Genomic DNA, 22493 nt, shown 5'->3' with positions numbered 1-22493 from the left:
GATTCATGAATCAGTAAGATGAAAACATAAAAGTCGGAACCTTGGTTTCGGCTTTTTTATAGTTGTATTTACCGCAAGTGAATCTATTGCCTATTTTGTGTGAATAGATGAATCAACTTGGCGGTTGTGAGGAACAAAATGATAGCAATATTACGTATTTTCGCAGTAGCGATATTTGCGATTCTTATGTTTGTATTTGGTTGTGGCTATTGTCTATTAAGCCCACGTAACCCGAAACACGTATTTACCTTTGGTCGTTATTTCGGTCGCATGTCGAAAATCTTTGGCATGAAGTTAGAGCTTCGCATCCCGGAAGATGCTTACTCTCGTGGCCAACATGTTTACGTTGCAAACCACCAAAACAGCTGGGATCTATTCACGATTTCATCAGCGGTAACACCTAAAGTTGTGACAGTAGGCAAGAAAAGCCTAGCGTGGATGCCTCTTTTTGGTCAGCTATACTGGTTGACGGGTAATATCCTAATTGATCGAGCTAACCGCAGCAAAGCGGTAGGTACGATTGACCAAGTGGTTACTAGCCTTAAAGAGAGTGATGTTTCAGTATGGATGTTCCCTGAGGGGACTCGTTCTCGTGGTCGTGGTTTGTTGCCATTCAAAACGGGTGCTTTCCATGCTGCGATTGGCGCTGGCTTACCTATTATCCCTATCGTGTGTAGCTCAACTGGTGGCGTGAAGCTGAACCGTTGGAACAATGGTCATGTGATTGTTGAAATGCTGCCACCAATCAGCACTGAAGATTACGATAAGTCTAATGTTCGTCAACTGGCTAACTTAGCCCGTGAGCAGATGGCTGCTAAGCTTGAAGAGTTAGACAAAGAAGTGATTGAGCTTAATAAGAAGTAATCATCTAAGTGAAACGATGAACAATAAAAAAGGTTGCCAATTGGGCAACCTTTTTTGTATCTGATAAACGCTCAGCTTCATGCCAACTTGTTTACTAGAAACCGTTTATTCTAGAGGAAGAACCTATTTGCGAACCGCAATAGCTTCGATCTCGATACCTACATCTTTTGGTAGACGAGCTACTTCAACACATGAACGTGCAGGGTAGTTTGCAACACCGTGCTCATCAAAGAACTTACCGTAAACTTCGTTTACTGTGCCGAAGTCGTTTAGGTCTTTAACGAATACCGTTAGTTTTACGATGTCTTTTACAGTCAGGCCAGAAGCTTCAACAACCGCTTGAACGTTGTCTAGAGATTGGCGAGCTTGCTCTGCGATATTAGCAGATACTTCACCAGTTGCTGGGTTTACTGGGATTTGACCAGAAGTCAGAACCATATTGCCAAGGTCAACACCTTGTACGTATGGGCCGATTGCAGCTGGAGCAGATTCTGTGTGAAGTACTTTAGTCATTGGTTATTCCGTCAGTTATTGGATAAAAAGCAATTTTTAGTGTGCCTTCAAACTCAGGATAGGTAAAGAGCAAAATACCCCGCACAGGCGAGGTATTGAATAGTTTTTGCGTTCGATCGGCGTTGCCGTATGACGTTATCTTTCTGTCACGATCTCACGAGAGAATACTTTTTCGCAGTACTTACACTTCAATCGAATATCTTCTTTCTTTTCAAAGATCTTAAAGCTGCTTTCTACGGGCTCATTGTGAGTAATACAGTTGGTGTTTGGACACTCAAACACATCGTTGATTTGCTCAGGAAGTTCTAGTGGTAGCTTCTTAACCACTTCGTAATCTTCGATTTGGTTTACCGTTGCGTGAGGTGCGTAAAGTGCTAACTTGCTCGCCTGTTCTTCAGTGATAAAAACATTCTCTATCTTGAGTAAGTCTTTGCCGCCTAGAGCAGAAGATGGCAGGTTTAGGCCAATCGTTACTCGCTGATTTGAGTTATGCATGTCGAACAGTTTGAGTACCTTGATCCCGATGTTGGCTGGGATATGGTCGATAACCGTTCCGTTCTTGATTGCTTCAACTTTTAATTGAGTCTCTTTAGACATGATATCTCTCCTCTACAGCGTTTCGTTAAGAACAAGGGCTAGCAGTGCTTCACGTGCGTAAACACCGTTCTCTGCTTGCTGGAAGTAGTAAGCGTAAGGTGTTTTATCGACATCGACAGTAATTTCATCAACACGAGGAAGAGGGTGAAGAACCTTTAGGTTATCACGTGCATTTTCCAGCATCGGAGCAGTCAGGATGTACGCTGATTTGATGTGCGCGTATTCCGATTCATCGAAGCGCTCTTTTTGAACTCGAGTCATGTACAAGACATCAAGTTCTGGAATGACATCTTCCATGTCTGTCAGCAGTTGATACTTGATACCCGCTTCATCAAGTTCTTCGCAAATGTAGTCTGGCATCGCCAGTGCTTCAGGTGCTACGAAGTAGAAACAGATGTTATCGAACTTCGCTAGCGCTTGAGTCAACGAGTGAACCGTACGGCCGTATTTAAGGTCACCAACGAATGCAACGTTGAGGTTGTCTAGGCGACCTTGTGTCTCAGCGATAGAGAATAGGTCTAATAGCGTTTGTGTTGGGTGTTGGTTTGCGCCGTCACCTGCGTTAATAACCGGTACACCGTTAGAAAACTCAGAAGCCAGACGCGCAGCACCTTCTTGAGGATGACGCATTACGTAAGCATCAACGTATGAAGAGATAACCTGTACCGAGTCCGCTAGCGTTTCGCCTTTCTTCGCCAGTGAGGTGTTACCACCACTGTCGAAACCAATCACATCACCACCGATGCGTTGAATAGCCGTTTCAAAAGAGAGACGAGTTCGCGTTGAAGGTTCGAAGAAGCAGCTGGCAACAACTTTGTTCTTGATGAGTTCTGGGTTTGGTTCAGCCTTTAGCTGACCTGCCGTTTGAACAATTAATTCTAGCTCTTCACGAGAAAGCTCTGGAATTGAGATGATGTGCTTTTGATAGAGCGAATTCGCCATGATCTTCTTCCCCACAATAATGTATTGGCCATAAAAAAGCCCCCCATAATGGGAGGCTTTAAAAAAGTGCTGAAAAGCAGAATAGACGGCCTGGCAAGCATGCTAGCTTGCGAGCAATATTTGGTGTTTTCACAATTTTATTATGTGTTTTCACAATATCATTATGTTTTATCACAACATTGCTTGGCGTCATTTTCACTACTCTCAGACAAATTGCCGAGAATTATACGCTTTCAATTTGTGAGCGCAAGCGATTACATCAAGCTTTTGTTTACTTTCAGTGTTCGCTATTGGCCCAGAGTCGCAACCATTACCGCTTTGATGGTATGCATGCGATTCTCTGCTTCATCAAATACAATTGAGTAATCCGATTCAAAGACTTCGTCAGTGACTTCTAAGCCGTTCATTCCATATTTGTCTGCAACTTGCTGGCCGATCACGGTTTCATTGTTGTGGAAAGCGGGCAGGCAATGCATGAATTTCACTTGAGGGTTACCTGTGAGCTTAATGACATCCATATTCACTTGGTAAGGTGTCATTACAGCAACACGTTCGTCCCAAGCTTCTGGCGCTTCACCCATAGAAACCCAAACATCGGTATAAAGGAAATCACAGCCTTCCACACCTTCAGCAACGTCTTCTGTCAGCGTGATTTTTGCACCTGTACTTTGTGCGATAGCTTGGCACTCTTCGACAAGGTGCTCTTCTGGCCAGAATGCTTTAGGTGCGACAAGGCGAATATCCATACCCATTTTAGCTGCACCCACTAACAGAGAATTACCCATGTTGTTACGTGCATCACCTAGGTAAGCAAAACTGATTTGATGTAGATGTTTACCACGACCATGCTCAAGCATAGTGAGGAAATCAGCCAAGATCTGAGTAGGGTGGAATTCATCGGTTAAGCCATTCCAAACCGGTACACCGGCATAAGCGCCTAGGTCTTCGACAATGCTTTGGCCAAACCCTCGGTATTCAATGCCATCGTACATGCGACCTAATACACGCGCCGTATCTTTCATTGATTCTTTCTGACCAATCTGAGAACCAGAAGGGCCTAAATAAGAGACTTGAGCACCTTGATCAAAAGCAGCTACCTCAAAAGCACATCGAGTTCGAGTGGATGCTTTTTCAAAGATCAAAGCGATGTTTTTACCGTTAAGCTTTTTCTGCTCTGTACCTGCATACTTAGCTTTTTTAAGGTCGGCAGACAGGTCGAGTAAAAACTGAATCTCTTTAGGAGTAAAGTCGAGAAGTTTTAGAAAGTTACGATTGCGAAGATTAAAGGCCATCTCTCGCTCCTTGCGTATATAGGATCAATGAAGAACTCAGTTAAACATAAAAATGCTATATTTGTGAATATTTATTTTATTAATTTGATAAAAAAGGCCAGTACAATGGTACTGGCCTAGATAAGTTAGTGTGTTTGCTTTATTGAGTTTTGTGGCTTAGATACCGTCTCTTTCGATAGGACAACTCATACAGCGAGCGCCACCTCGGCCACGACCTAGCTCATTGCCCGGAATCGTCAGAACTTCGATGCCTGCTTTGTCGTATTTTTCATTGGTGTAAACATTACGCTCATAGCCGATAACCGTACCCGGTTTCACCGTCAGTACGTTGTTAGCGTCATTCCACTGCTCACGTTCAGCTTCGTAGTTATCACCACCGGTTGTGATGATCTTCAGTTGATCGAGGTCCAGTGCGCCCTCAATCGCTGTTAGGTAGTTTTCAGCTTTCTCTACTCGCATTTCGCCATTTTCTTTCGGCGTTAAGCGCCAAGTATCTAGGTCTTTACGAACGATCTCTGGATAGACTGAGAATGTATCGATATCCATGTGCGTCATGACCGTATCAAGGTGCATACAAGAGCGGTGCTTCGGTAAATCAATCGCAATCACTTCTTTAGCTTGACCGGACTTGAATAAACTCGCGGCTAGGTTTTCGACACCTTGTGGTTTAGTACGCTCTGAAATACCGATAAGCACGGCACCTTTACCGATAACCAGTACATCTCCACCTTCAATATTGGCGTTGTCGTAATGAAGATCTTCATCACCGAAGTGCTTAATGAAATCTTGACCTGCAAATACAGGGTGCCAGCGATATATTGCTCGCAAGTGATTCGTTTCTCGTTGGCGAGCAGGCATCATCATAGGGTTAAGAGAGACGCCTCCATAAACCCAGCAAGAAGTATCGCGGGTAAATAGATGGTTAGGCAGCGGCTCAATAACGAAATCAAGTGGGCGATGCATCTTCGGTAGCATTGAAGAAGATTTAATAGGAAGTTCAGAGTAGGCTAAACCACCCAGTAGGATCGTGGCTAAGTGCTCGTTGTCCATTTGAGCAAGGTATTCTCTTAAATCACGTGCGAATGTAGGGCCGTAACGGAAATCAGAGATTTGAGTATTAAGCAGCCACTCACGAGCTTGAGCTACAGCGAGTGTCTCAACCAGTAGGTCATGCAGTAATAACACTTCAACGTCTTGGTTACGAAGTGTTGTCGCAAAGGCATCGTGTTCTTCACCTGCGGCTTCTACTGCAAGTACATCATCAAAGAGTAACTCATGACAGTTAGAAGGGGTGAGGTGGGTGAGTGCCCTTTCAGGTCGATTTAGGAGAACTCGTCTTAATTGACCGACTTCGGAGCCAACGTACAGCTTACTCATTTTGCATCCTTACTATTAATCCAGCGTCTATTTATGACAAGCTTGTTCGTAATATGCAAGTTTTGAAAATTGTGTAAAGGTTGTGTTATTTCTCAATTATTGGTTTTTAATGCTAATTAATTAAAAATTAGTGATATTAAAATCCAATTGAAAGACTCAATGCTAGAACAAACTTTTTGCGGTTCTATGCTCAAATTTCAGTAACTCGAGAATCCATTTTGCTTGGTGAACATGATTTTTCATTCAAAATTTATGCAATTATCCATTCTAAAATGAGATCTTATGCACCAATGAAGTGATCGTCAGTATGCATTTGATATGACTAACCACTCAGTTTTAGAGAAGTAAGGCGAAAAGTAACAATAAAAATGAAATGCTAAAACACACGTTAGTTAATAATATGTTGAAAATTTGTTTCTGTGATTTTGATTTCACTTTTTAATTGATATCCCCTCTGTTATCTAGCGATAAACTTACTCTTCTATACCTGATCTAGGTGGCTTTTCTAGGCGATCCATGCCATATTTCGTGGCAATCAAATTTGATCTTTTCATAGTCAACACTCTGGAGCAGACACATGTCTCACGAAGATGAATATCTATCAGTAGCGGAATTAATTGAATTTCAAAAAGGAGAGACTCGCGACATCATTGAAGCACTAATCGAAGATGGTAGCGATCCTGAAGCTCTATACGATATCGAGCATCACCTTTTTGCTGAAGATTTCGCAGTACTTGAGAAAGCCGTTGTTGAAGCATTCAAAATGGGCTTTGAAGTGCTTGAAGCTGAAGAGACAGAAGACGAAGATGGCAATAAGCTACTTTGTTGTGATGCAACGATGCAGTGTACTCTGAATGCAGAAGCGATTGATGAGCAAGTTGAGAAGCTTGTAAATCTTGCAGAGAAGTTTGACATTATCTACGACGGTTGGGGCACTTACTACGAAGGTGAAGATGCTATCTACCCTGACGAAGATGATGAAGACGAAGAGTAATTTCTTCCCAGTTTTAAAGAATGCCAGCCTTGAGCTGGCATTTTTTTATCCTCAGAAAAATAAATGTCTTTATATGCATTCATTCATTATAATGCGGTCAAAATTGATCTAGCTCAAGGAATGCTATGCGATTACCTCTCGATGGTCTTTGGCAAATATCGCCACTAACGGATCTCTCTATTCCACAAGATGACATTACCTTTCCGGCTCCGTTAAGTTCAAAGCTTCCTGATAGCTTGAGTGAAAGTGAAATCGCAGAGCAAGAGTGGCACCTGATGCATGACATCGAAGTGGATGATGCGATGTTGGCGTGCCCGTTTGTTGAGTTAGTAATGGCAGGTGTTGATTACTTTGCGGAAGTGCGACTCAATGGCGTTGCCGTGTTTGATTGTGATGGTAGCCAAGTCGAATATCGTAAAGATATTCGACCTTACATGCAGTCTGGTCGCAACCGTTTTGAGATTCTTTTCCTTGAAGAAGAGGAGAGCCTGTTGCTTGAAGAGGATATGGATGAGTCAGTCTCTTCACCGGCTGTCTCTAAATCGGATTCTCGTATCGGAATCTGGCAAGCGCCATATCTGCAGTTCGTTCGTCACGTCAAGCTTGAGCAAGTGGTGACAGAGCAGATCTGGCATTACGGTGGTGGTTGTGAGTTCAAAGTGGATGTTATCTATCAAACGCTAAAGCCGGGGCTAATATCGGCATCAATCAAGTTTAATGGTATGACATTGGTGATGCCGATAGATGTGCGAGCAGAACATACGGGTGTTGTTTTCCAGGTTGAGGCGCCGATCATTTTTGATATTGAGAATCCTAACCCTAAACATTTATACTCGTTAGAAGTGGTACTTGATGGGCAGGAAGAGAGCTCTTTTGTCGCCTTGAATCCAGCTTCTTGCGTCAGTAATTTTTTGCGTAGTTAGCGGTTATTTAATTGGCCCGTTACGTAAGGAATCAATTCGCTCACTTGCTTATCATCTGATGAACTGCCGACGCTAACCCTATTTCAAAAACACATTATAGCGTTTTGGCCATGACAACCTCACAAGCGTCATGGCCTGTTTCTCCCCAAGCTGAATCAAGGTGTTCAAAGCCCAATTTTTCGTAAAGTTTTACGGCGGCATTAAGGCATTCGGTCGTTTCTAGATACATATGTTGATAACCCAGTTCCTTAGCTTTCTCCATCGACATATTAACCAACCTCTTCGCTAAGCCTTTGCCTCTTGTTTCTGGCAAGAAGTACATCTTTTGCAGTTCACAGACTTCTGGCATACCTGCTAATGGTGCAAATCCACCACCACCGACAACCTTTCCATCAAGTTCAATTACCCAATACTGAGATCTTTCATTGTTATAAACACTGAACATGTCTTCTAAGGTGGGATCTGCCACACCATAACCTTTATCTTCGGTTAGCCCGTTCTCATAAGAGACTTGGCGAATCACATTGGCCACTACGGTGTTGTCTTGCTGTTGTAGGGGACGAACCACCACATCACTTGAAGCGTGGCTTTGTTGCAGTGCTTTAAGGTAGTGCTCGATTCCCCCCGAAACTTGTTGAGTTTCCGCTTCCGTTAAACGCTCAAGTACCGAGTCATAAAATTGATTTTGTTGATTGTGAAGTTTGGCAAGAGTGTTTATCCCTTGCTCTGTTACTGAAGCAACAACACTGCGCTTATCGTTAGGGTGTGGCGAGGTTTGGATTAACGAGTTCTTCGCTAGATTATTGACTGCTCTACTGGCGTTGGACTTATCAATATTGAGCTTATCCGCTAATTGATTCACGGTTAATGGCTGCTGCTCTAGTTCGATAAGCGTATGCGCTTGAATCGGAGGTAGGGCAATATCACCACAATCTTTGTCGAGCATTCCAAGCTGTCGAACGAGCTGACGTGATAATTCTCTAAGTTGTGCTGAAGTCATGTTGCCTCTCAATATGGTTGCGATGTACAACTATAATTTAATTGCGCGTCGCAACTATGTCAACAATAAACTCTCTAGGTTAAGCGTGTTGGTGCAAACAAAACTGTGGCTGTGTTGTTTGGCTTTCTGCTTTTCGTAGCCAAACTTTCTCATGGAAGTAGTAAGCCACGGAATTCAAAGCGGGTTCTAACGTTGCCATCACACCACCAACAAAGGCATCGCCAGTCAATAAGTAGACAACGGTAAAGGCAACACTAAAGTGGATAGTAGCGAAGCTTGCTGTTTTTAATTTAGTCATCCACTGACGAGCTTTAAGCGCTAGAACTTGAGCCCAAGCCTTTTCATGAAAATAGAAGGCCACAGTATTCACAGAGGGCTCAATCATGGCAATTAAGCTGCCAATTAAGATGTCGCCTGTTAGTACGTAAGCGACACTAAATGCGATAGTAAAATGTAATGCGGCAAAGGTTAGTGTCTTTTTCATGATAATTACTCAATCGTTGTGTTGTTTCGATAGGTCTATTATTGAGAATTATTATCATTAGTTAAAATGGGTTGTAGAAATTAATTCGATAGATGAAACCTATCAAAGGATTCTAGGGGTAAAATAATCTCTGGTTGAATGTAACTGTATAGTGATAAATATCTTAGTAAGGCTTATTCAACTCCTTGTTATCATTTGCAAAAACTATGATAACTCCCTTTGATTTATCCATTCAGGTTATTGATTAGCACGGCGTGTTTCTATAGCGTGCAACCTCTCAATGCGCACCAAGATGCGCATGGTTTAATGATAAACGTCAGATGGAGTTAAAATGGAAAACAAAGCGTTGGAAACTAAGGTTCTCTTTAGTGGAAAAGGGAAAGAGTATTTTGGAATATGGATTGTTAACATTCTACTATCCGTGATCACGCTCGGTATTTATTCGGCTTGGGCGAAAGTTCGAAATAAACGTTACTTTTATGGGAATACATTTATTGGTAGTGATAGCTTTGAATATCATGGTAAGCCCATGCAAATATTGAAAGGGCGAATCATTGCGTTGATTTGTGTAGTCGCTTGGGGAATCAGTAATCAATTTGCTCCTCAGGTTGCATTGGTTTTATTACTGGTATTTTTTGCATTGTTACCATTGTTATCTCGCAGTAATGCTCGTTTTGATTCTGCAATGACAAGCTTTCGAAATGTTCACTTCTCTTTCCATGGTACTGTTTCCGGAGCCTACTGGGCAATTCTTGGGCGTGGTCTTGTTGTGGGTGTCGGCGTATTTACGGCAATCATGGCAATAATATTTACGATGCAAATGAACATGATTGCTGGTGGCATCGCCATTTTAATATCCATACCTTCTTATGTTTATTTACAATCCTGGCTACTTGCCGGTATCGCCAATTATTTTTCTAATGGCTATCGCTATGGCGATCGTCAGTTTAAAGCTGATTACCAAGATGGCTTTTATTTCAAAGTATACTTAACCAGTATGATTGCATGGCTGGTTGTCTCTATTGTTGCCGTCTTGGCTCTCTTCAGTGCCGTTGGCTTCAACATGATCAGCAACCCTGAGTCGTTATCCGAAATCGCTAACAACGGAAGTTTGACTTCAATGATGGTTGCTTATTACTTTGCTTTCATTGTTATGAGTATTGCGATTGCTGCTTACATTCAAGTAAAAATTAGAAATTACACCTTTTCTGAATTAGTGCTTGAAGGAAAAGAAAATGAGGCCGATTCAACGTTAAGTTTCGCTTCGACATTAACGATAAAAAGCTACATGTTTTTAGTATTAACTAACTTCTTACTTCAAGTGATTACCCTCGGGTTAGCTAGACCATGGGTGATGGTAAGAACGATGAACTACTTGTCGGAGAATACGTATGTTCAAGGTAACTTAGATTTACTAGTAGCAAACGACCAACCGTCTGATGTGGAATCGGCTATTTCTGATGAAATAGCTCAAGCGTTTAATGTTGATCTTGGTATTGGCTAAATGATCTCTGGTGTTGCACACCCGCCTCGTAGTTCTGAACGCTGCGAGGCCATTTTAGATATCTCTCACCCTGATAAACTACTCCTGAGTGTGGATGGCTCTATTGTTTCTGCATATTTTGAACGTGTTGAAATTATGCGAGGCGTTGGATCCGCTCCAACAAAGCTCAAATTCCCAGATGGATGGCAATTTATCTCGGAGGAAAGTGATGAGCTGGACGCCTATTTGAGAGACAGAGGTAAACATAATTTCTTAGGTAAATTAGAGAAGAACATCACGGCTATCTTAGTTAGTAGTGTTGTTCTCGTGTTACTTACTATTTCTATGTTCACTCATGGGATCCCGTGGTTAACTCATCAAATAGTCACTTATCTACCTGATTCGGTGCCTAGGCTGGTTGAAAGTCAGGTTTTAGAGTCTTTAGATGAACAGTTCTTTGAGAGCTCCACTCTGTCGGAAGAACGACAGCGCCACATTCGACAGCGCTTTGAAAGGCAGCTGCAAAAAATGAGTATTGAAGGCGATGTACAGTTGGTTTTTCGTTCTTCAGAGCTTGGCGCCAATGCTTTTGCGCTGAGTGCTGGGACAATCATCGTATTAGATGATCTCGTTAGATTGACTACAACGGAAGAGCAACTAGACAGTATCTTGTTACATGAATTAGGACATGTTCAGCACCAGCATGTAATGAAGGTATTGGTTCGATCAAGTTTGTTATCAGTAACTGTGGCGGCTTTGACTGGTGAAAGCTCTGGGATCATTGATAACCTTACTGGTCTTGGTGTGTTTGTTGCAAATAATGGTCAATCACAAGATGCAGAGCGAGAAGCGGATTCATTTGCTTCCTATTTGATGATCGAGCTGCATGGTTCTAATCAAGCTATGATTGAGATGTTTGAATTGTTAGGAAAAGGTTCTGATGGACATGCTGAACTACCCACATGGCTCAGTTCTCATCCTGAATTGGGTGAACGGATTGAATCATTGAGGGACGTACATTAGTTGTTTGCTGGTGAAGGCTAGTGTTAATGTGTAAGTCATTGTTATCTAATGTGAATGTATTAATCAAACAATTGAAGCCGAATTTTAAACAATAAAAAGGGCAGATTATTATCTGCCCTTTTTCTTACTTAAAAACTATCGCATGGATTATAAAGCTGCGATTGTCGCTTTTTGCTCTTCTAGCTTAACAAGAGTCTCTTGGTAGCCTTCAAGCTTTTCACGCTCTTTCGCGATAACCGCTTCTGGTGCTTTAGCAACAAAACCTTCGTTACCTAGCTTACCTTCGATACGCTTAATCTCACCGTGAGTCTTCGCTACTTCTTTATCTAGACGAGCAAGCTCAGCATCTTTGTCGATAAGACCCGCCATTGGGATCATCAGCTCAGATTTGCCAACAAGCTTAGTTGCGCAAGCTGGAGTCGCTTCGCCGTCTGCTAGAACTTTAATATCGTCTAGCTTAGCTAGAGAAGTAAGAACGATCTTATTTGCTTCGATACGAGTTGCATCTTTCTCATCAGCGACTTTGATCATTACCTCTAAGCCTTGGCTTGGTGCAATGTCGTATTCCGCACGTAGGTTACGGATAGCTGTGATGAAAGTTTTAACCCATTCGATGTCGTCAACGATCTCAGCATTGAAGTTAGCTTCATTAAACTGAGGAAGCGCTTGAGTCATGATGGTCTCGCCTTCAACGCCGTCTACTAGCGGCTTAACGCTCTGCCAGATAGATTCAGTGATGTAAGGAAGAACAGGGTGAGCAAGACGTAGAGTCTTCTCTAGAACCGTGATAAGCGTGTAACGAGTCGCTTGTTGTTGAGCTTCAGTACCCTTCCAAAGAACAGGTTTCGTTAGCTCTAGGTACCAGTCACAGAATTGGTTCCAGATGAATTCGTAAAGCGTGTTTGCCGCCATGTCTAGACGGTAGTTGTCTAGGTGAGCGTTAAACTCTTTCGCTGCAACTTCAAACTGAGATTCAATCCACTTGTCTGCTAGAGAGAATTCCATGTTTGCACGGTCTTCAACAGACAGTGACATGCCACAATCGTGCTCTTCTGTATTCATCAGTACGTAACGGCTTGCGTTCCATAGCTTGTTACAGAAGTTACGGTAACCTTCAAGACGCTTCATGTCCCAGTTGATGTCACGGCCAGTTGAAGCCATAGCTGCAAGAGTGAAACGCAGTGCATCAGTACCGTACGGTTCGATACCATCTTCGAAAGTTTTACGCGTCGCTTTTTCGATCTTAGCAGCCAGTTTAGGTTGCATCATGTTGCCACAACGCTTTTCTACTAGCTCTTCAAGGCCGATGCCGTCAATCATATCGATTGGGTCAAGTACGTTACCTTTCGACTTAGACATCTTGTCGCCGTTTTCATCACGGATAAGGCCCGTCATGTAAACTGTTTTGAAAGGTACTTGAGCCTTGCCATCTTCGTCTTTCACGAAGTGCATGGTCATCATGATCATACGAGCAACCCAGAAGAAGATAATATCAAAACCAGATACTAGTACTTCTGATGGGTGGAATGTTTTCATTGCTTCAGTATCTTCAGGCCAGCCTTGTGTGCCGAACGTCCAAAGTGCAGAAGAGAACCAGGTATCAAGAACGTCGTTGTCTTGCTTAAGAACAATTACCGGTGAAAGGTTGTTCTTTTCACGAACTTCTTCTTCAGTACGACCTACGTAAACTTTACCATCGTTGTCGTACCATGCTGGGATACGGTGACCCCACCAAAGTTGACGAGAGATACACCAGTCTTGCACGTCACGCATCCACGCGAAGTACATGTTTTCATATTGCTTAGGTACGAATTGGATCTCACCATCTTCAACGGCTTTAACAGCAGGAGCAGCAAGAGGTGCTGTACGCACGTACCATTGGTCAGTCAGCATTGGTTCGATAACAACGCCACCACGGTCGCCATAAGGAACGGTTAGATCGTGATCTTTGATTTCTTCAAGTAGGCCTAGCTCTTCAAATTCAGCAACCGTTGCACGACGAGCTGCAAAGCGTTCCATACCTTGGTATTTAGCTGGAAGCTCTGTTGAGTATACATCGCTCTCTTCACCGTTAGTTGTGAAGATTTCAGCCGCATCACGGATATCACCGTTGAACGTTAGGATGTTGATCATTGGTAGGCTATGGCGCTTGCCCACTTCGTAATCGTTAAAGTCATGAGCTGGCGTAATTTTTACACAGCCTGTGCCTTTATCCATGTCAGCGTGCTCATCACCTACGATAGGGATAAGACGATTTACGATCGGAAGCAGGATTTCTTTACCGATAAGATCTTTGTAGCGAGGATCTTCAGGGTTAACTGCAACGCCTGTATCACCAAGCATGGTTTCAGGACGCGTAGTCGCAACGACAATGTAGTCTTTGCCGTCAGCGGTTTTAACACCATTCGCTAGCGGGTAGCGGAAGTGCCACATGAAACCTTTTTTGTCTTTGTTTTCAACTTCAAGATCAGAAATAGCAGTGTGCAGTTTAGGATCCCAGTTTACTAGGCGCTTACCACGGTAGATTAGGTCTTCTTCGTATAGACGAACAAACACTTCTTGAGTCGCAGCCGATAGGCCGTCATCCATAGTGAATCGCTCACGATCCCAATCTACAGAAGCACCAAGACGACGAAGTTGTTGAGTGATCGTGCCACCTGATTCGCCTTTCCATTCCCAGATCTTGTCGATGAAAGCTTCACGGCCGTAGTCGTGTTTTGTTTTGCCTTCTTCAGCGGCGATCTTACGCTCAACAACCATTTGAGTGGCGATACCAGCGTGGTCAGTACCCACTTGCCAAAGAGTATTTTTGCCTTTCATACGTTGAGCACGGATAAGCGTATCCATGATCGTATCTTGGAACGCGTGACCCATGTGTAGGCTGCCAGTGACGTTAGGTGGCGGGATCATGATGCTGTAAGCTTCTTTTGATGTGTCACCGTGTGGCTTGAAGTAGCCTTTCTCTTCCCAAGTCTTATACAGAGCTTGTTCGATTGATGTTGGGTTGTATGTCTTTTCCATAGTGCTCTTATAACGGATACTGTGAATGGTTAATCGTGGTCAAACTTCATAAGTGAAGCTTCTTGAATCTAAATCCAAAGATAGCTTTAACTATGAGGTTTGACTATGGATGTTGAATCTCGATAGTTTGTAGCTGATATCCAGCCTGACGGTAAATTTTATACCTTTCTCGAGCGAGTTGCTTAGCTTTTTCTTCGCAAGGAACGAAGTCTATCACCTGAGCAAAGGCGTTCGCAAAGGTTGTATTATTATCGGCCAGATTTATTACCAGTTGGCGATTCCAATTATGTTTTACGCCTTGATAGCCAATTTCGATGTTGGTTGAATACTTTGGGCCTTCGCCAACTAAGTTATGTGCAATAAATTCATTGGGTTCGACCTGCCAGAAAACCTCAGCGATACGTTCGGCATGTTCTTTGTCATTGCAGTTGAGATAAAGTTTAGCGCCTTGTTTAGCAAAGTGCTGAGTAAGAAACAGCACATAGTGAGCAAAACCATCTTCGCTGGCTTGCGGGCTGTCTGAGGGCACAATGTAAAACGTGGCAGTCTGCATACTTAACACTCGAAACTTGAACTGAAAATCGTGGATATCAATATTACTTGGTTAACAGGGTCTAACAAATAGCGCTTATTAAAAAAGGGCCCGTAGGCCCTTTTCATTATTTTGAAGATTGCTCTTCAGTCTCTTGGCCGCTGCGGTTCAATAAGAATTGGACTAGCATTGAGACAGGACGACCTGTCGAGCCTTTCGCTGCACCTGACTTCCACGCAGTACCTGCACTGTCGATGTGAGCCCAGTGGTACTTCTTAGTGAATTTAGACAGGAAACAACCTGCGGTAATAGTACCGCCAGGGCGGCCACCGATGTTTGCCATATCAGCAAACGGACTGTTCAGCTGCTCATGGTACTCGTCTGCCATAGGTAGACGCCATGCGCGATCACTTGCTTGCTCTGAAGCATTAACAAGTTCATGAGACAGTGGGTTGTGGTTAGATAGAACGCCACTGATGTGGTGACCTAGAGCGATAACACATGCACCAGTTAGCGTAGCAACATCGACAACACAATCTGGTTCAAAGCGCTCAACGTAAGTTAGGGCATCACATAGAACCAAGCGACCTTCTGCATCAGTATTTAATACTTCAACGGTTTGGCCTGACATGGTTGTTAGAATGTCACCTGGGCGGTAAGCATTGCTACCTGGCATGTTTTCACAGCCTGCAAGGATACCTACAACGTTGATTGGCAAGTTAAGTTTCGCCAGTGCTTTCATTGTGCCGAATACAGATGCAGCACCACACATGTCGTACTTCATTTCATCCATGCCTTCACCAGGCTTAAGCGAGATACCGCCTGAATCGAAAGTAAGACCTTTACCGACTAGAACGATAGGTTTTGCATTTGGGTCAGCAGCACCTTTGTATTCCATGATAGACATCATAGATTCGTTCTTAGAGCCACGGCCTACAGCTAAGTATGAAGTCATACCCAGCTTTTCCATCTCTTCTTCACCTATGATCTTAGTCTTTACTGTCTCATAATCGTCAGCTAAACGACGAGCTTGAGAAGCTAGGTAAGCCGGGTTTGCGATGTTCGGTGGCATGTTGCCAAGATCTTTAGATGCTTTCACACCTGAAGCAATAGCAAGACCATGAGAGATCGCTTTTTCGCCAAGGCTTAGCTCGCGGCGAGTTGGTACGTTGAATACCAATTTACGCAATGGACGACGAGTCTCTGGTTTGTTGCTCTTAAATTGGTCGAATGTGTAAAGACCATCTTTAGTCGCTTCTACCGCTTGACGAACTTTCCAGTAAGTGTCGCGACCTTTAACGTGAAGTTCTGTAAGGAAACATACTGCTTCCATAGAACCTGTTTCGTTTAGTGTGCTGATGGTTTTTTGGATAATTTCTTTGTATTGACGCTCGCCTAGCTCACGTTCTTTACCACAGCCTACCAGTAGAACACGTTCTGAAAGTACACCAGGTACTTGATGCAGTAGCAGCATCTGGCCAGGTTTACCCTCTAGATCACCGCGACGAAGCAGTGAACTAATGTAGCCATCGCTAATCTTATCTAATTGCTCGGCTACTGGAGAAAGGCGGCGCGGTTCGAATACACCGACAACGATACATGCGCTGCGCTGTTTCTCTGGGCTGCCACTTTTTACACTGAACTCCATGCGTACTCCTACATCCTGAAGACAAATCGAACTAAATGTTAGATAATGGGTTCTTACTTGTTGGATCCTATAATGGAACTAACCTTAAAGAAGAACGCTAACACTTAGCTAAAAATTTAAAAAAATAAAAGGTTCAACGGGAAATTATAGTGATTCAATCAAAAAAACAAGTTTTGTATAGGTAATTTGAGCGTGATTATTGTTAGATATTTGATCCGCGAGACAATCAAGAGCCAATTTGCGATCTTTTTTGTTCTCTTTCTCGTGTTTCTCAGCCAAAAATTCATCAGTGTTTTAGCGGACGCCTCTGATGGTGATATTCCTGCGAGCCTCATATTGTCGATTGTTGGTCTAAATATGCCAGCGATGGGTTTGTTGATGCTTCCACTCAGTATCTATATTGGTCTTTTGCTTACTTTTGGCCGTCTTTACGCTGAAAGTGAAATAGTCGTAATGAATGCTACTGGGATTGGTAATAAATTCCTTATCCAATCGGCGCTTTATTTGGCTTTGATTACTGCATCTGTTGCTGCCTTCAACTCATTTTGGTTGTCTCCTTGGTCGCAAGATAAAGTTGAACAAATGTATGAAGAGATGGCTGCAGAAAATAGTGTTGATTTGCTGCCAAAAGGTAAGTTTGAAGGCACGCCGGATGGTTCCTCTGTCGTGTTTATCGATGATATTAACGGCAATAAGTTAGAAAATGTGTTCGTTGCTCAGATGCGTCCACGTGATTCAGTATTACCCAGTGTGATGTTCTCCAAGTCGGGAGACATAAAAGAGCTCAGTGATGGTCGCCAAGTGATTGTGATGTATGACGGTACTCGTCATGAAGGTGTGCCAACTCGTCTTGATTATATGGTGACGCACTTTGAAGAGTACGAAGGCTTAATCGGTCAGCGTGAAGTCAAGAAAAAAGGTCGAGATTGGGAAGCTATTCCTACACTCGAACTGATTGGTAATCCAGAAAACAGTGCGAAAGCGGAATTACAATGGCGAATTTCATTGGTACTTTGTATTCCATTGTTGACCATGCTTGTTGTGCCACTGTCTGCGGTGAACCCTCGACAAGGTCGTTTCGCTAAAATTGGGCCTGCTATTCTAATTTACCTAACCTATTTCTTAGCAATCAGTGCAACCAAATCTTCGATTGAAGAGGGGAGTATCCCTGCGGTAGTCGGCATGTGGCCAATTAATGCGTTATTGTTATTTGTCGCAATTGGTGCAAACTTTATGGATAGCGTGCCAGTAAGGCGTTTGAAAGAAAAATTCAAGAATAAAAGGTTAGCTTAAGCCGTGTTTAAGATTCTCGATTTATATATAGGCAGAACCATCATCGCAACGACGTCACTGGTATTGGTGACGTTTGTTGGTCTCTCTGGGATCATCAAGTACGTAGAGCAGCTGAGAAAGGTTGGTCGTGGTACCTATGATCTATTACAAGCGCTGTATTTCGTTCTATTAAGTGTTCCTCGTGATATCGAGATGTTCTTTCCAATGGCCGCATTACTTGGTGCATTGATTGGATTGGGTATGCTTGCTGCGAGTTCTGAGCTGGTGGTGATGCAGGCGGCGGGTTTCTCTAAGTTAGATATTGGCCTATCGGTGCTCAAAACCGCAATTCCATTAATGATCGTGGTGACTCTTCTTGGTCAATGGGGTGCGCCTCAAGCACAGAAGATGGCTCGTGACTTAAGAACTATATCGATTGCTGGTGGTAATATTATCTCTACCCAAAGTGGGGTATGGGCACGTGATGCCAATGACTTCATTTTCATTGTCAAAATCGATGATCAGAAGTTATATGGTATGAACATGTGGCGCTTTGATGAGAATAAGGCACTTAAGACGGCGATATACTCTGAAGAGGTCGATTACGTTGGAGACAACGTTTGGACAATGAATGATGTCGAGATCACGTCTTTCGAAAATGAGCTTCAAATTACTAAAGAAAGCCTACCGACATACTCATGGAAGACATCACTCGCTCCGGATAAGCTTGCGATCGTAACGGTTAAACCAGAAGAACTGTCTTTAAGTGGGTTGTACGATTATGTTTCCTACCTTAAAGCCTCGGAGCAAGATGCATCACGCTATGAACTCGCTTTATGGAGAAAGATAACTCAGCCGATTTCGATAGCGGTCATGATGTTGATGGCATTGTCGTTTATCTTTGGTCCACTACGAAGTGTGACTATGGGAGCTAGGATTCTTTCGGGGGTTATTGCAGGTTTTACCTTCTATATATCCAGTGAGTTCTTTGGTCCGGTCAGTTTGGTTTATCAAATACCACCGGCCTTTGGTGCGCTAGCCCCTAGCGTGGTATTCCTCGGAATAGCCATAATGCTCTTGAGGCGTAAACTGTAAATAGAAAAAAGGAAGGCATAACGCCTTCCTTTTTTGATCTTGACTGTAGCAAGTTTAATCGCGTTATCGTGCTTGTGGTAGCACTACTACTTCGGTCTTCGCCCAGATGTCGTGAAAACCACGTTTCTGAGGATCGAATGGAACACATAAGTTTGCTAATCCAAATCCTGAAGTTCCTAAGCGAATCAGAGCTTGGGTTACAGTAATAGCGGAGCCATCTTTGTTTTGAATGCGCAGTTTCCAAGCTCGCATTCCTAGCGTTTGACCTGCTCTTGTCCAAAAGAATACAAAGAAGTACACCCAAACTACGACTAAGTAAAAGGTATATGCAGGGCTCCAAATCGGATGGTTGCTCAAGAAGTCACTAACATCGGCATAACCGCTATGGTTAAAAACGCCAAGTGCCATGAGCGCATGCAGCAGAGCGACAATGACGCCAGCTGCCAGCATCTCAATAGCGATTACGATAAGGGCGTCATAGAACAAGGCACCAAATCGGCGCATTACTCCTGCTGGTGGCATTGTGTTTGTTGATGTCATGGTGTTATTACTTCTTCAAAAATTTAGGCGTCAGAATATAGTCTAAGGCTTGGCGTGAAAAGAGACATGACGCACAGCTTATGACTTAGTGGCGAAATTATCGGCAAACACACATGAATTCAAGTTTTTATACTTGCCACATCAGTTCGCATACGTATAATGCCAGACATCGAAAGGGCAACGCCCCAAGATAACGCCGGTATGGTGAAATTGGTATACACGACGGATTCAAAATCCGTTGCCTTCGGGCGTGGCGGTTCAAGTCCGCCTACCGGTACCATATTTAAATAACAAAGCCTCGACTCAAGTCGGGGCTTTGTTGTATCTGGATAATAGAAAAGCTGACTTTTGTTTTAACGGCAGGAACGCTTTTTCAATCAGTCAGATCTTGGTGTTTCATTCCTAAACCACACCGTTTCCCTTCGCAATTCTATTCCTTAATAAATTAATCATCTTAAATCATGATGTTACCTACCATTCTCTCTTCTATTGTCTATGTTTAAAGGAATAATAGAGGAGAGATATATGCTGACAGTAACGCCTTACTTGTTTTTTGATGGCCGTTGTAACGAAGCGTTGGATTTTTATCATAAATGTTTTGGCGGTGTAGTTTTATCGAAACAACTTTTTAGTGATGCGCCACAAGTAATAGAGGGAGCTCAACCTGATTGGATTATGCATGCAGAGTTTGAAGCGTTTGGTATGAAGCTGATGATGTCTGATGGTGTTAAAGCGAAAGAGCTCGAAGGTAACAACCTTGCACTCTCGCTTGTTACTGAGGATACCGCGACTCAAGAGCAAATCTTTGAAAATCTGAAGCAAGGTGGGCGAATAATGACACCTTTGGCGGATACGTTTTGGGGAGCTCGGTTTGGTAAAGTGGAAGATAAGTTCGGCATACGTTGGATGGTGCACTGTGATTCTTTAAGTTGAACCTGTGAAATTGGATAGTGAAATTGCTGCTCGGTTTTATTAGAATTATAAATAGAGATTATTGATCAATATTATATATAAAAATGGGCAGCATAAAGATTACCGTAGATCGCATTCAGCCCGGTCTACATGTACGACTCCCAGTAAAATGGAATGAACACCCATTTCTACTTAACAGCTTTAAAATCAAAGATGACGCTCAAGTACAAGTAATTCGACATCTTGGGATTAAGCACGTCTATATAAATCCGAACCAAAGCGATACATCACCTTTACCCGCAAACCATGTGAGTGAACAAGACCTTGATACTGATTTACAAGTAAGTCTTAAAGCAGAAAGAATGTGGAAAGATAAGCATGAGCGTATCGAAACTCTAAGCTCCTACCGTCGTAGGGTGAGTCATTGCGAGAAAGAGTTCGAACGTTCGCTTGCCCGAATGCGTTCTGTGATGACCAAAATCCGTAATCGCCCATTAGATGCGGTAGGGGAGGTTAAAGCTCTTGTTGATGATATTGTTGAAACGCTAGTGAGTGACGACAACGTAACCTTGCATCTCATGAATGCAAAAGCTGACTTTGAAGACATTTACTTCCATACATTAAATGTCTCTGTTGTTGCATTAATGATTGGTAAAGCAAAAGGCTACAATACGCAACAGTTGAAAGACCTTTCATTTGCCGCGTTGTTTCACGATATAGGTAAAATAAAGATACCCGTAGCGATACTAAGAAAGCAGGCTGCTTTGACTGTGCCAGAGGCGAATTATCTCAAACTTCATACTAAGTATGGGGTAGATATAGTCACGGCTATTGAGGGTTTTCCTGACAGTGCGAAGAGAGTGATTGGTCAGCATCACGAAATGAATGACGGCTCAGGTTATCCAGAAGGCTTAACTGAAGATGGTATAGATGAGTTTGCAAAAATAGTCGCGGTAGCAAATGCATTTGATAACCTTTGCCACAGTAAAGCGCAATCCCAGCAAAAGATCCCTTACTTAGCACTCTCTCATTTATATAAGAACTGCAAACACCTATATAGTCAGGATAACTTGAGTCTGTTAGTCAAGTTTATGGGAGTGTACCCACCGGGCACTGTTGTGCAGCTTTCAAATGAATCAATTGGAATAGTGATTTCAGTTAATGCCAAACACATGCTTTACCCGAATGTACTGATCTATGATCCTAGCGTGCCAAGAACCCAAGCCCCGATCATTGACCTCTTTACTAAAGAGATAAAAATTGTCAATGCAGTTCATCCGAGTAAGTTACCGGAACAAGTTAGAGAATATCTAAACCCTAGGGCTCGTTTATCTTACTTTTTTGATAATGGCGAGTAGTTATCCACAGGGTGTTGTGAGTAATTTGTTCGAAACTTGGGTTAAAAGTGGTATAAACAAGCCCTTGGTTGAAATGTCTTCGCTTAACCTCTTTTTTCAATAAAAAACGCATTTAATGCTTGCCAATAAGAGCTGCATCTCTATAATGCCGCCTCACTGACACGGCAGACGCCACAAGGCTTCAGCGCAGAATGTTGGTAAGGCAACTAGCTTAAAGCGTTTAATCGCTCCTACTTTTAAAAAGTAGAAATTAATTCCCAATAAGTGTTTGACACTGAGAATTAAAACGCTAGAATGGCCGTCCACTTCGAGAGGCTCCTTACTTAAAAGGAACGCTCAACAAGTGAAGCTCTTTAACAATTTAAACCTATCAATCTGTGTGGGCACTCGTTGATGAATATCAAAACGTTATTACTTAGGTAGTAACAGTTACTTCGGTAACAAACTTGATTTCAATGAACTGAGTGACCAATACGTTTAACTACTTGTAGTTATTCGGCACAGTCAATTCATTACCATTCTGTTGGAATGGTAATAGCTTTAGAATTACATGTTCATGTTTACATGAATATTAGTTTTGAAGTCAGTATTCGTTGAGTCACAAAATCTTAAATTGAAGAGTT

20 protein-coding genes and 1 tRNA gene are annotated in these 22493 nt (G+C 42.8%); 10 read left to right on the top strand and 11 right to left on the bottom strand.

The window, feature by feature from the left end; translation table 11 throughout:
- The first annotated feature begins 138 nt into the window (after nucleotides 1–138).
- Nucleotides 139–864, top strand: a complete 726-nt coding sequence (locus tag L3V36_RS22560; RefSeq protein ID WP_029222177.1) for a 1-acylglycerol-3-phosphate O-acyltransferase — start codon at nucleotides 139–141, stop codon at nucleotides 862–864.
- 123 nt (nucleotides 865–987) lie between these two features.
- Here the strand turns inward: L3V36_RS22560 and L3V36_RS22555 are convergent, their stop codons facing one another.
- From L3V36_RS22555 to arcA, 5 genes are all read right to left on the bottom strand, one after another.
- On the bottom strand, nucleotides 988–1377 hold the full coding sequence (locus L3V36_RS22555) for a RidA family protein (RefSeq protein ID WP_102447245.1): 390 nt from the start codon (nucleotides 1375–1377) through the stop codon (nucleotides 988–990).
- 135 nt (nucleotides 1378–1512) lie between these two features.
- The gene (gene pyrI, locus L3V36_RS22550) at nucleotides 1513–1974 is read right to left on the bottom strand and encodes an aspartate carbamoyltransferase regulatory subunit (protein ID WP_004735320.1); all 462 of its coding nucleotides are present in this window, start codon (nucleotides 1972–1974) and stop codon (nucleotides 1513–1515) included.
- 12 nt (nucleotides 1975–1986) lie between these two features.
- Nucleotides 1987–2916 carry an aspartate carbamoyltransferase gene (gene pyrB / locus L3V36_RS22545; protein ID WP_004735321.1) on the bottom strand — a complete coding sequence of 310 codons (930 nt, stop codon included), beginning with the start codon at nucleotides 2914–2916 and terminating at the stop codon, nucleotides 1987–1989.
- 287 nt (nucleotides 2917–3203) lie between these two features.
- Nucleotides 3204–4208: an ornithine carbamoyltransferase gene (locus tag L3V36_RS22540; protein WP_102495608.1), complete on the bottom strand. Its 1005-nt coding sequence runs from the start codon at nucleotides 4206–4208 to the stop codon at nucleotides 3204–3206.
- 156 nt (nucleotides 4209–4364) lie between these two features.
- Nucleotides 4365–5585, bottom strand: coding sequence for an arginine deiminase (gene arcA, locus L3V36_RS22535; protein ID WP_102512204.1), 1221 nt, complete (start codon nucleotides 5583–5585; stop codon nucleotides 4365–4367).
- Nucleotides 5586–6162: 577 nt separating this feature from the next.
- Between arcA and rraB the strand changes: the two genes are divergently transcribed.
- Together rraB and L3V36_RS22525 are read left to right on the top strand one after the other, a co-directional pair.
- A complete protein-coding gene (gene rraB / locus L3V36_RS22530) occupies nucleotides 6163–6579 on the top strand; it encodes a ribonuclease E inhibitor RraB (protein ID WP_004735324.1) in 417 nt (138 codons plus the stop codon).
- 125 nt (nucleotides 6580–6704) lie between these two features.
- Nucleotides 6705–7502, top strand: a complete 798-nt coding sequence (locus L3V36_RS22525) for a hypothetical protein (protein ID WP_017083744.1) — start codon at nucleotides 6705–6707, stop codon at nucleotides 7500–7502.
- Between the two features lie 94 nt (nucleotides 7503–7596).
- Here L3V36_RS22525 and L3V36_RS22520 read toward each other — a convergent pair whose 3' ends face one another.
- Both L3V36_RS22520 and L3V36_RS22515 read right to left on the bottom strand, forming a co-directional pair.
- A complete protein-coding gene (locus L3V36_RS22520) occupies nucleotides 7597–8502 on the bottom strand; it encodes a helix-turn-helix domain-containing GNAT family N-acetyltransferase (RefSeq protein ID WP_017078781.1) in 906 nt (301 codons plus the stop codon).
- A gap of 79 nt (nucleotides 8503–8581) precedes the next feature.
- Entirely contained in the window at nucleotides 8582–8986 is a 405-nt protein-coding gene (locus tag L3V36_RS22515) for a DUF2061 domain-containing protein (protein ID WP_102447242.1), read from the bottom strand.
- 331 nt (nucleotides 8987–9317) lie between these two features.
- On the opposite strand from L3V36_RS22515, the gene L3V36_RS22510 reads away from it, so the two are divergent.
- Both L3V36_RS22510 and L3V36_RS22505 read left to right on the top strand, forming a co-directional pair.
- The gene (locus L3V36_RS22510) at nucleotides 9318–10490 is read left to right on the top strand and encodes a YjgN family protein (RefSeq protein ID WP_017096066.1); all 1173 of its coding nucleotides are present in this window, start codon (nucleotides 9318–9320) and stop codon (nucleotides 10488–10490) included.
- Nucleotides 10491–11492: a M48 family metallopeptidase gene (locus L3V36_RS22505; RefSeq protein WP_102447241.1), complete on the top strand. Its 1002-nt coding sequence runs from the start codon at nucleotides 10491–10493 to the stop codon at nucleotides 11490–11492.
- A 147-nt stretch (nucleotides 11493–11639) separates the two neighbouring features.
- Here the strand turns inward: L3V36_RS22505 and L3V36_RS22500 are convergent, their stop codons facing one another.
- The 3 genes from L3V36_RS22500 to pepA form a co-directional block, all read right to left on the bottom strand.
- Nucleotides 11640–14513: a valine--tRNA ligase gene (locus L3V36_RS22500; RefSeq protein ID WP_102540118.1), complete on the bottom strand. Its 2874-nt coding sequence runs from the start codon at nucleotides 14511–14513 to the stop codon at nucleotides 11640–11642.
- A gap of 103 nt (nucleotides 14514–14616) precedes the next feature.
- Nucleotides 14617–15066 carry a DNA polymerase III subunit chi gene (locus L3V36_RS22495; protein WP_102462662.1) on the bottom strand — a complete coding sequence of 150 codons (450 nt, stop codon included), beginning with the start codon at nucleotides 15064–15066 and terminating at the stop codon, nucleotides 14617–14619.
- 106 nt (nucleotides 15067–15172) lie between these two features.
- Nucleotides 15173–16693: a leucyl aminopeptidase gene (gene pepA, locus L3V36_RS22490; RefSeq protein WP_004735335.1), complete on the bottom strand. Its 1521-nt coding sequence runs from the start codon at nucleotides 16691–16693 to the stop codon at nucleotides 15173–15175.
- A 192-nt stretch (nucleotides 16694–16885) separates the two neighbouring features.
- Here pepA and lptF point away from each other — a divergent pair, with 192 nt between their 5' ends.
- Nucleotides 16886–17986: an LPS export ABC transporter permease LptF gene (gene lptF / locus L3V36_RS22485; protein WP_102482757.1), complete on the top strand. Its 1101-nt coding sequence runs from the start codon at nucleotides 16886–16888 to the stop codon at nucleotides 17984–17986.
- Nucleotides 17987–17989: 3 nt separating this feature from the next.
- On the top strand, nucleotides 17990–19060 hold the full coding sequence (lptG, locus tag L3V36_RS22480; RefSeq protein ID WP_017096070.1) for an LPS export ABC transporter permease LptG: 1071 nt from the start codon (nucleotides 17990–17992) through the stop codon (nucleotides 19058–19060).
- 63 nt (nucleotides 19061–19123) lie between these two features.
- On the opposite strand, the gene L3V36_RS22475 is transcribed toward lptG, so the two are convergent.
- A complete protein-coding gene (locus tag L3V36_RS22475; protein ID WP_017083738.1) occupies nucleotides 19124–19600 on the bottom strand; it encodes an RDD family protein in 477 nt (158 codons plus the stop codon).
- 195 nt (nucleotides 19601–19795) lie between these two features.
- Here L3V36_RS22475 and L3V36_RS22470 point away from each other — a divergent pair.
- From L3V36_RS22470 to L3V36_RS22460, 3 genes are all read left to right on the top strand, one after another.
- A tRNA-Leu gene (locus L3V36_RS22470) sits at nucleotides 19796–19880 on the top strand.
- A gap of 245 nt (nucleotides 19881–20125) precedes the next feature.
- Nucleotides 20126–20533 (top strand): VOC family protein, encoded by a 408-nt coding sequence (locus tag L3V36_RS22465; RefSeq protein WP_004735357.1) that lies wholly within the window; start codon nucleotides 20126–20128, stop codon nucleotides 20531–20533.
- 83 nt (nucleotides 20534–20616) lie between these two features.
- Nucleotides 20617–21870, top strand: a complete 1254-nt coding sequence (locus L3V36_RS22460; RefSeq protein WP_065682696.1) for an HD-GYP domain-containing protein — start codon at nucleotides 20617–20619, stop codon at nucleotides 21868–21870.
- Nucleotides 21871–22493: the final 623 nt, after the last annotated feature.

This window comes from Vibrio sp. G-C-1 (assembly GCF_021728015.1).
In the GTDB taxonomy this organism is placed as follows: Bacteria; Pseudomonadota; Gammaproteobacteria; order Enterobacterales; family Vibrionaceae; genus Vibrio; species Vibrio splendidus.
This window is presented reverse-complemented; position numbering and strand designations above follow the sequence as displayed.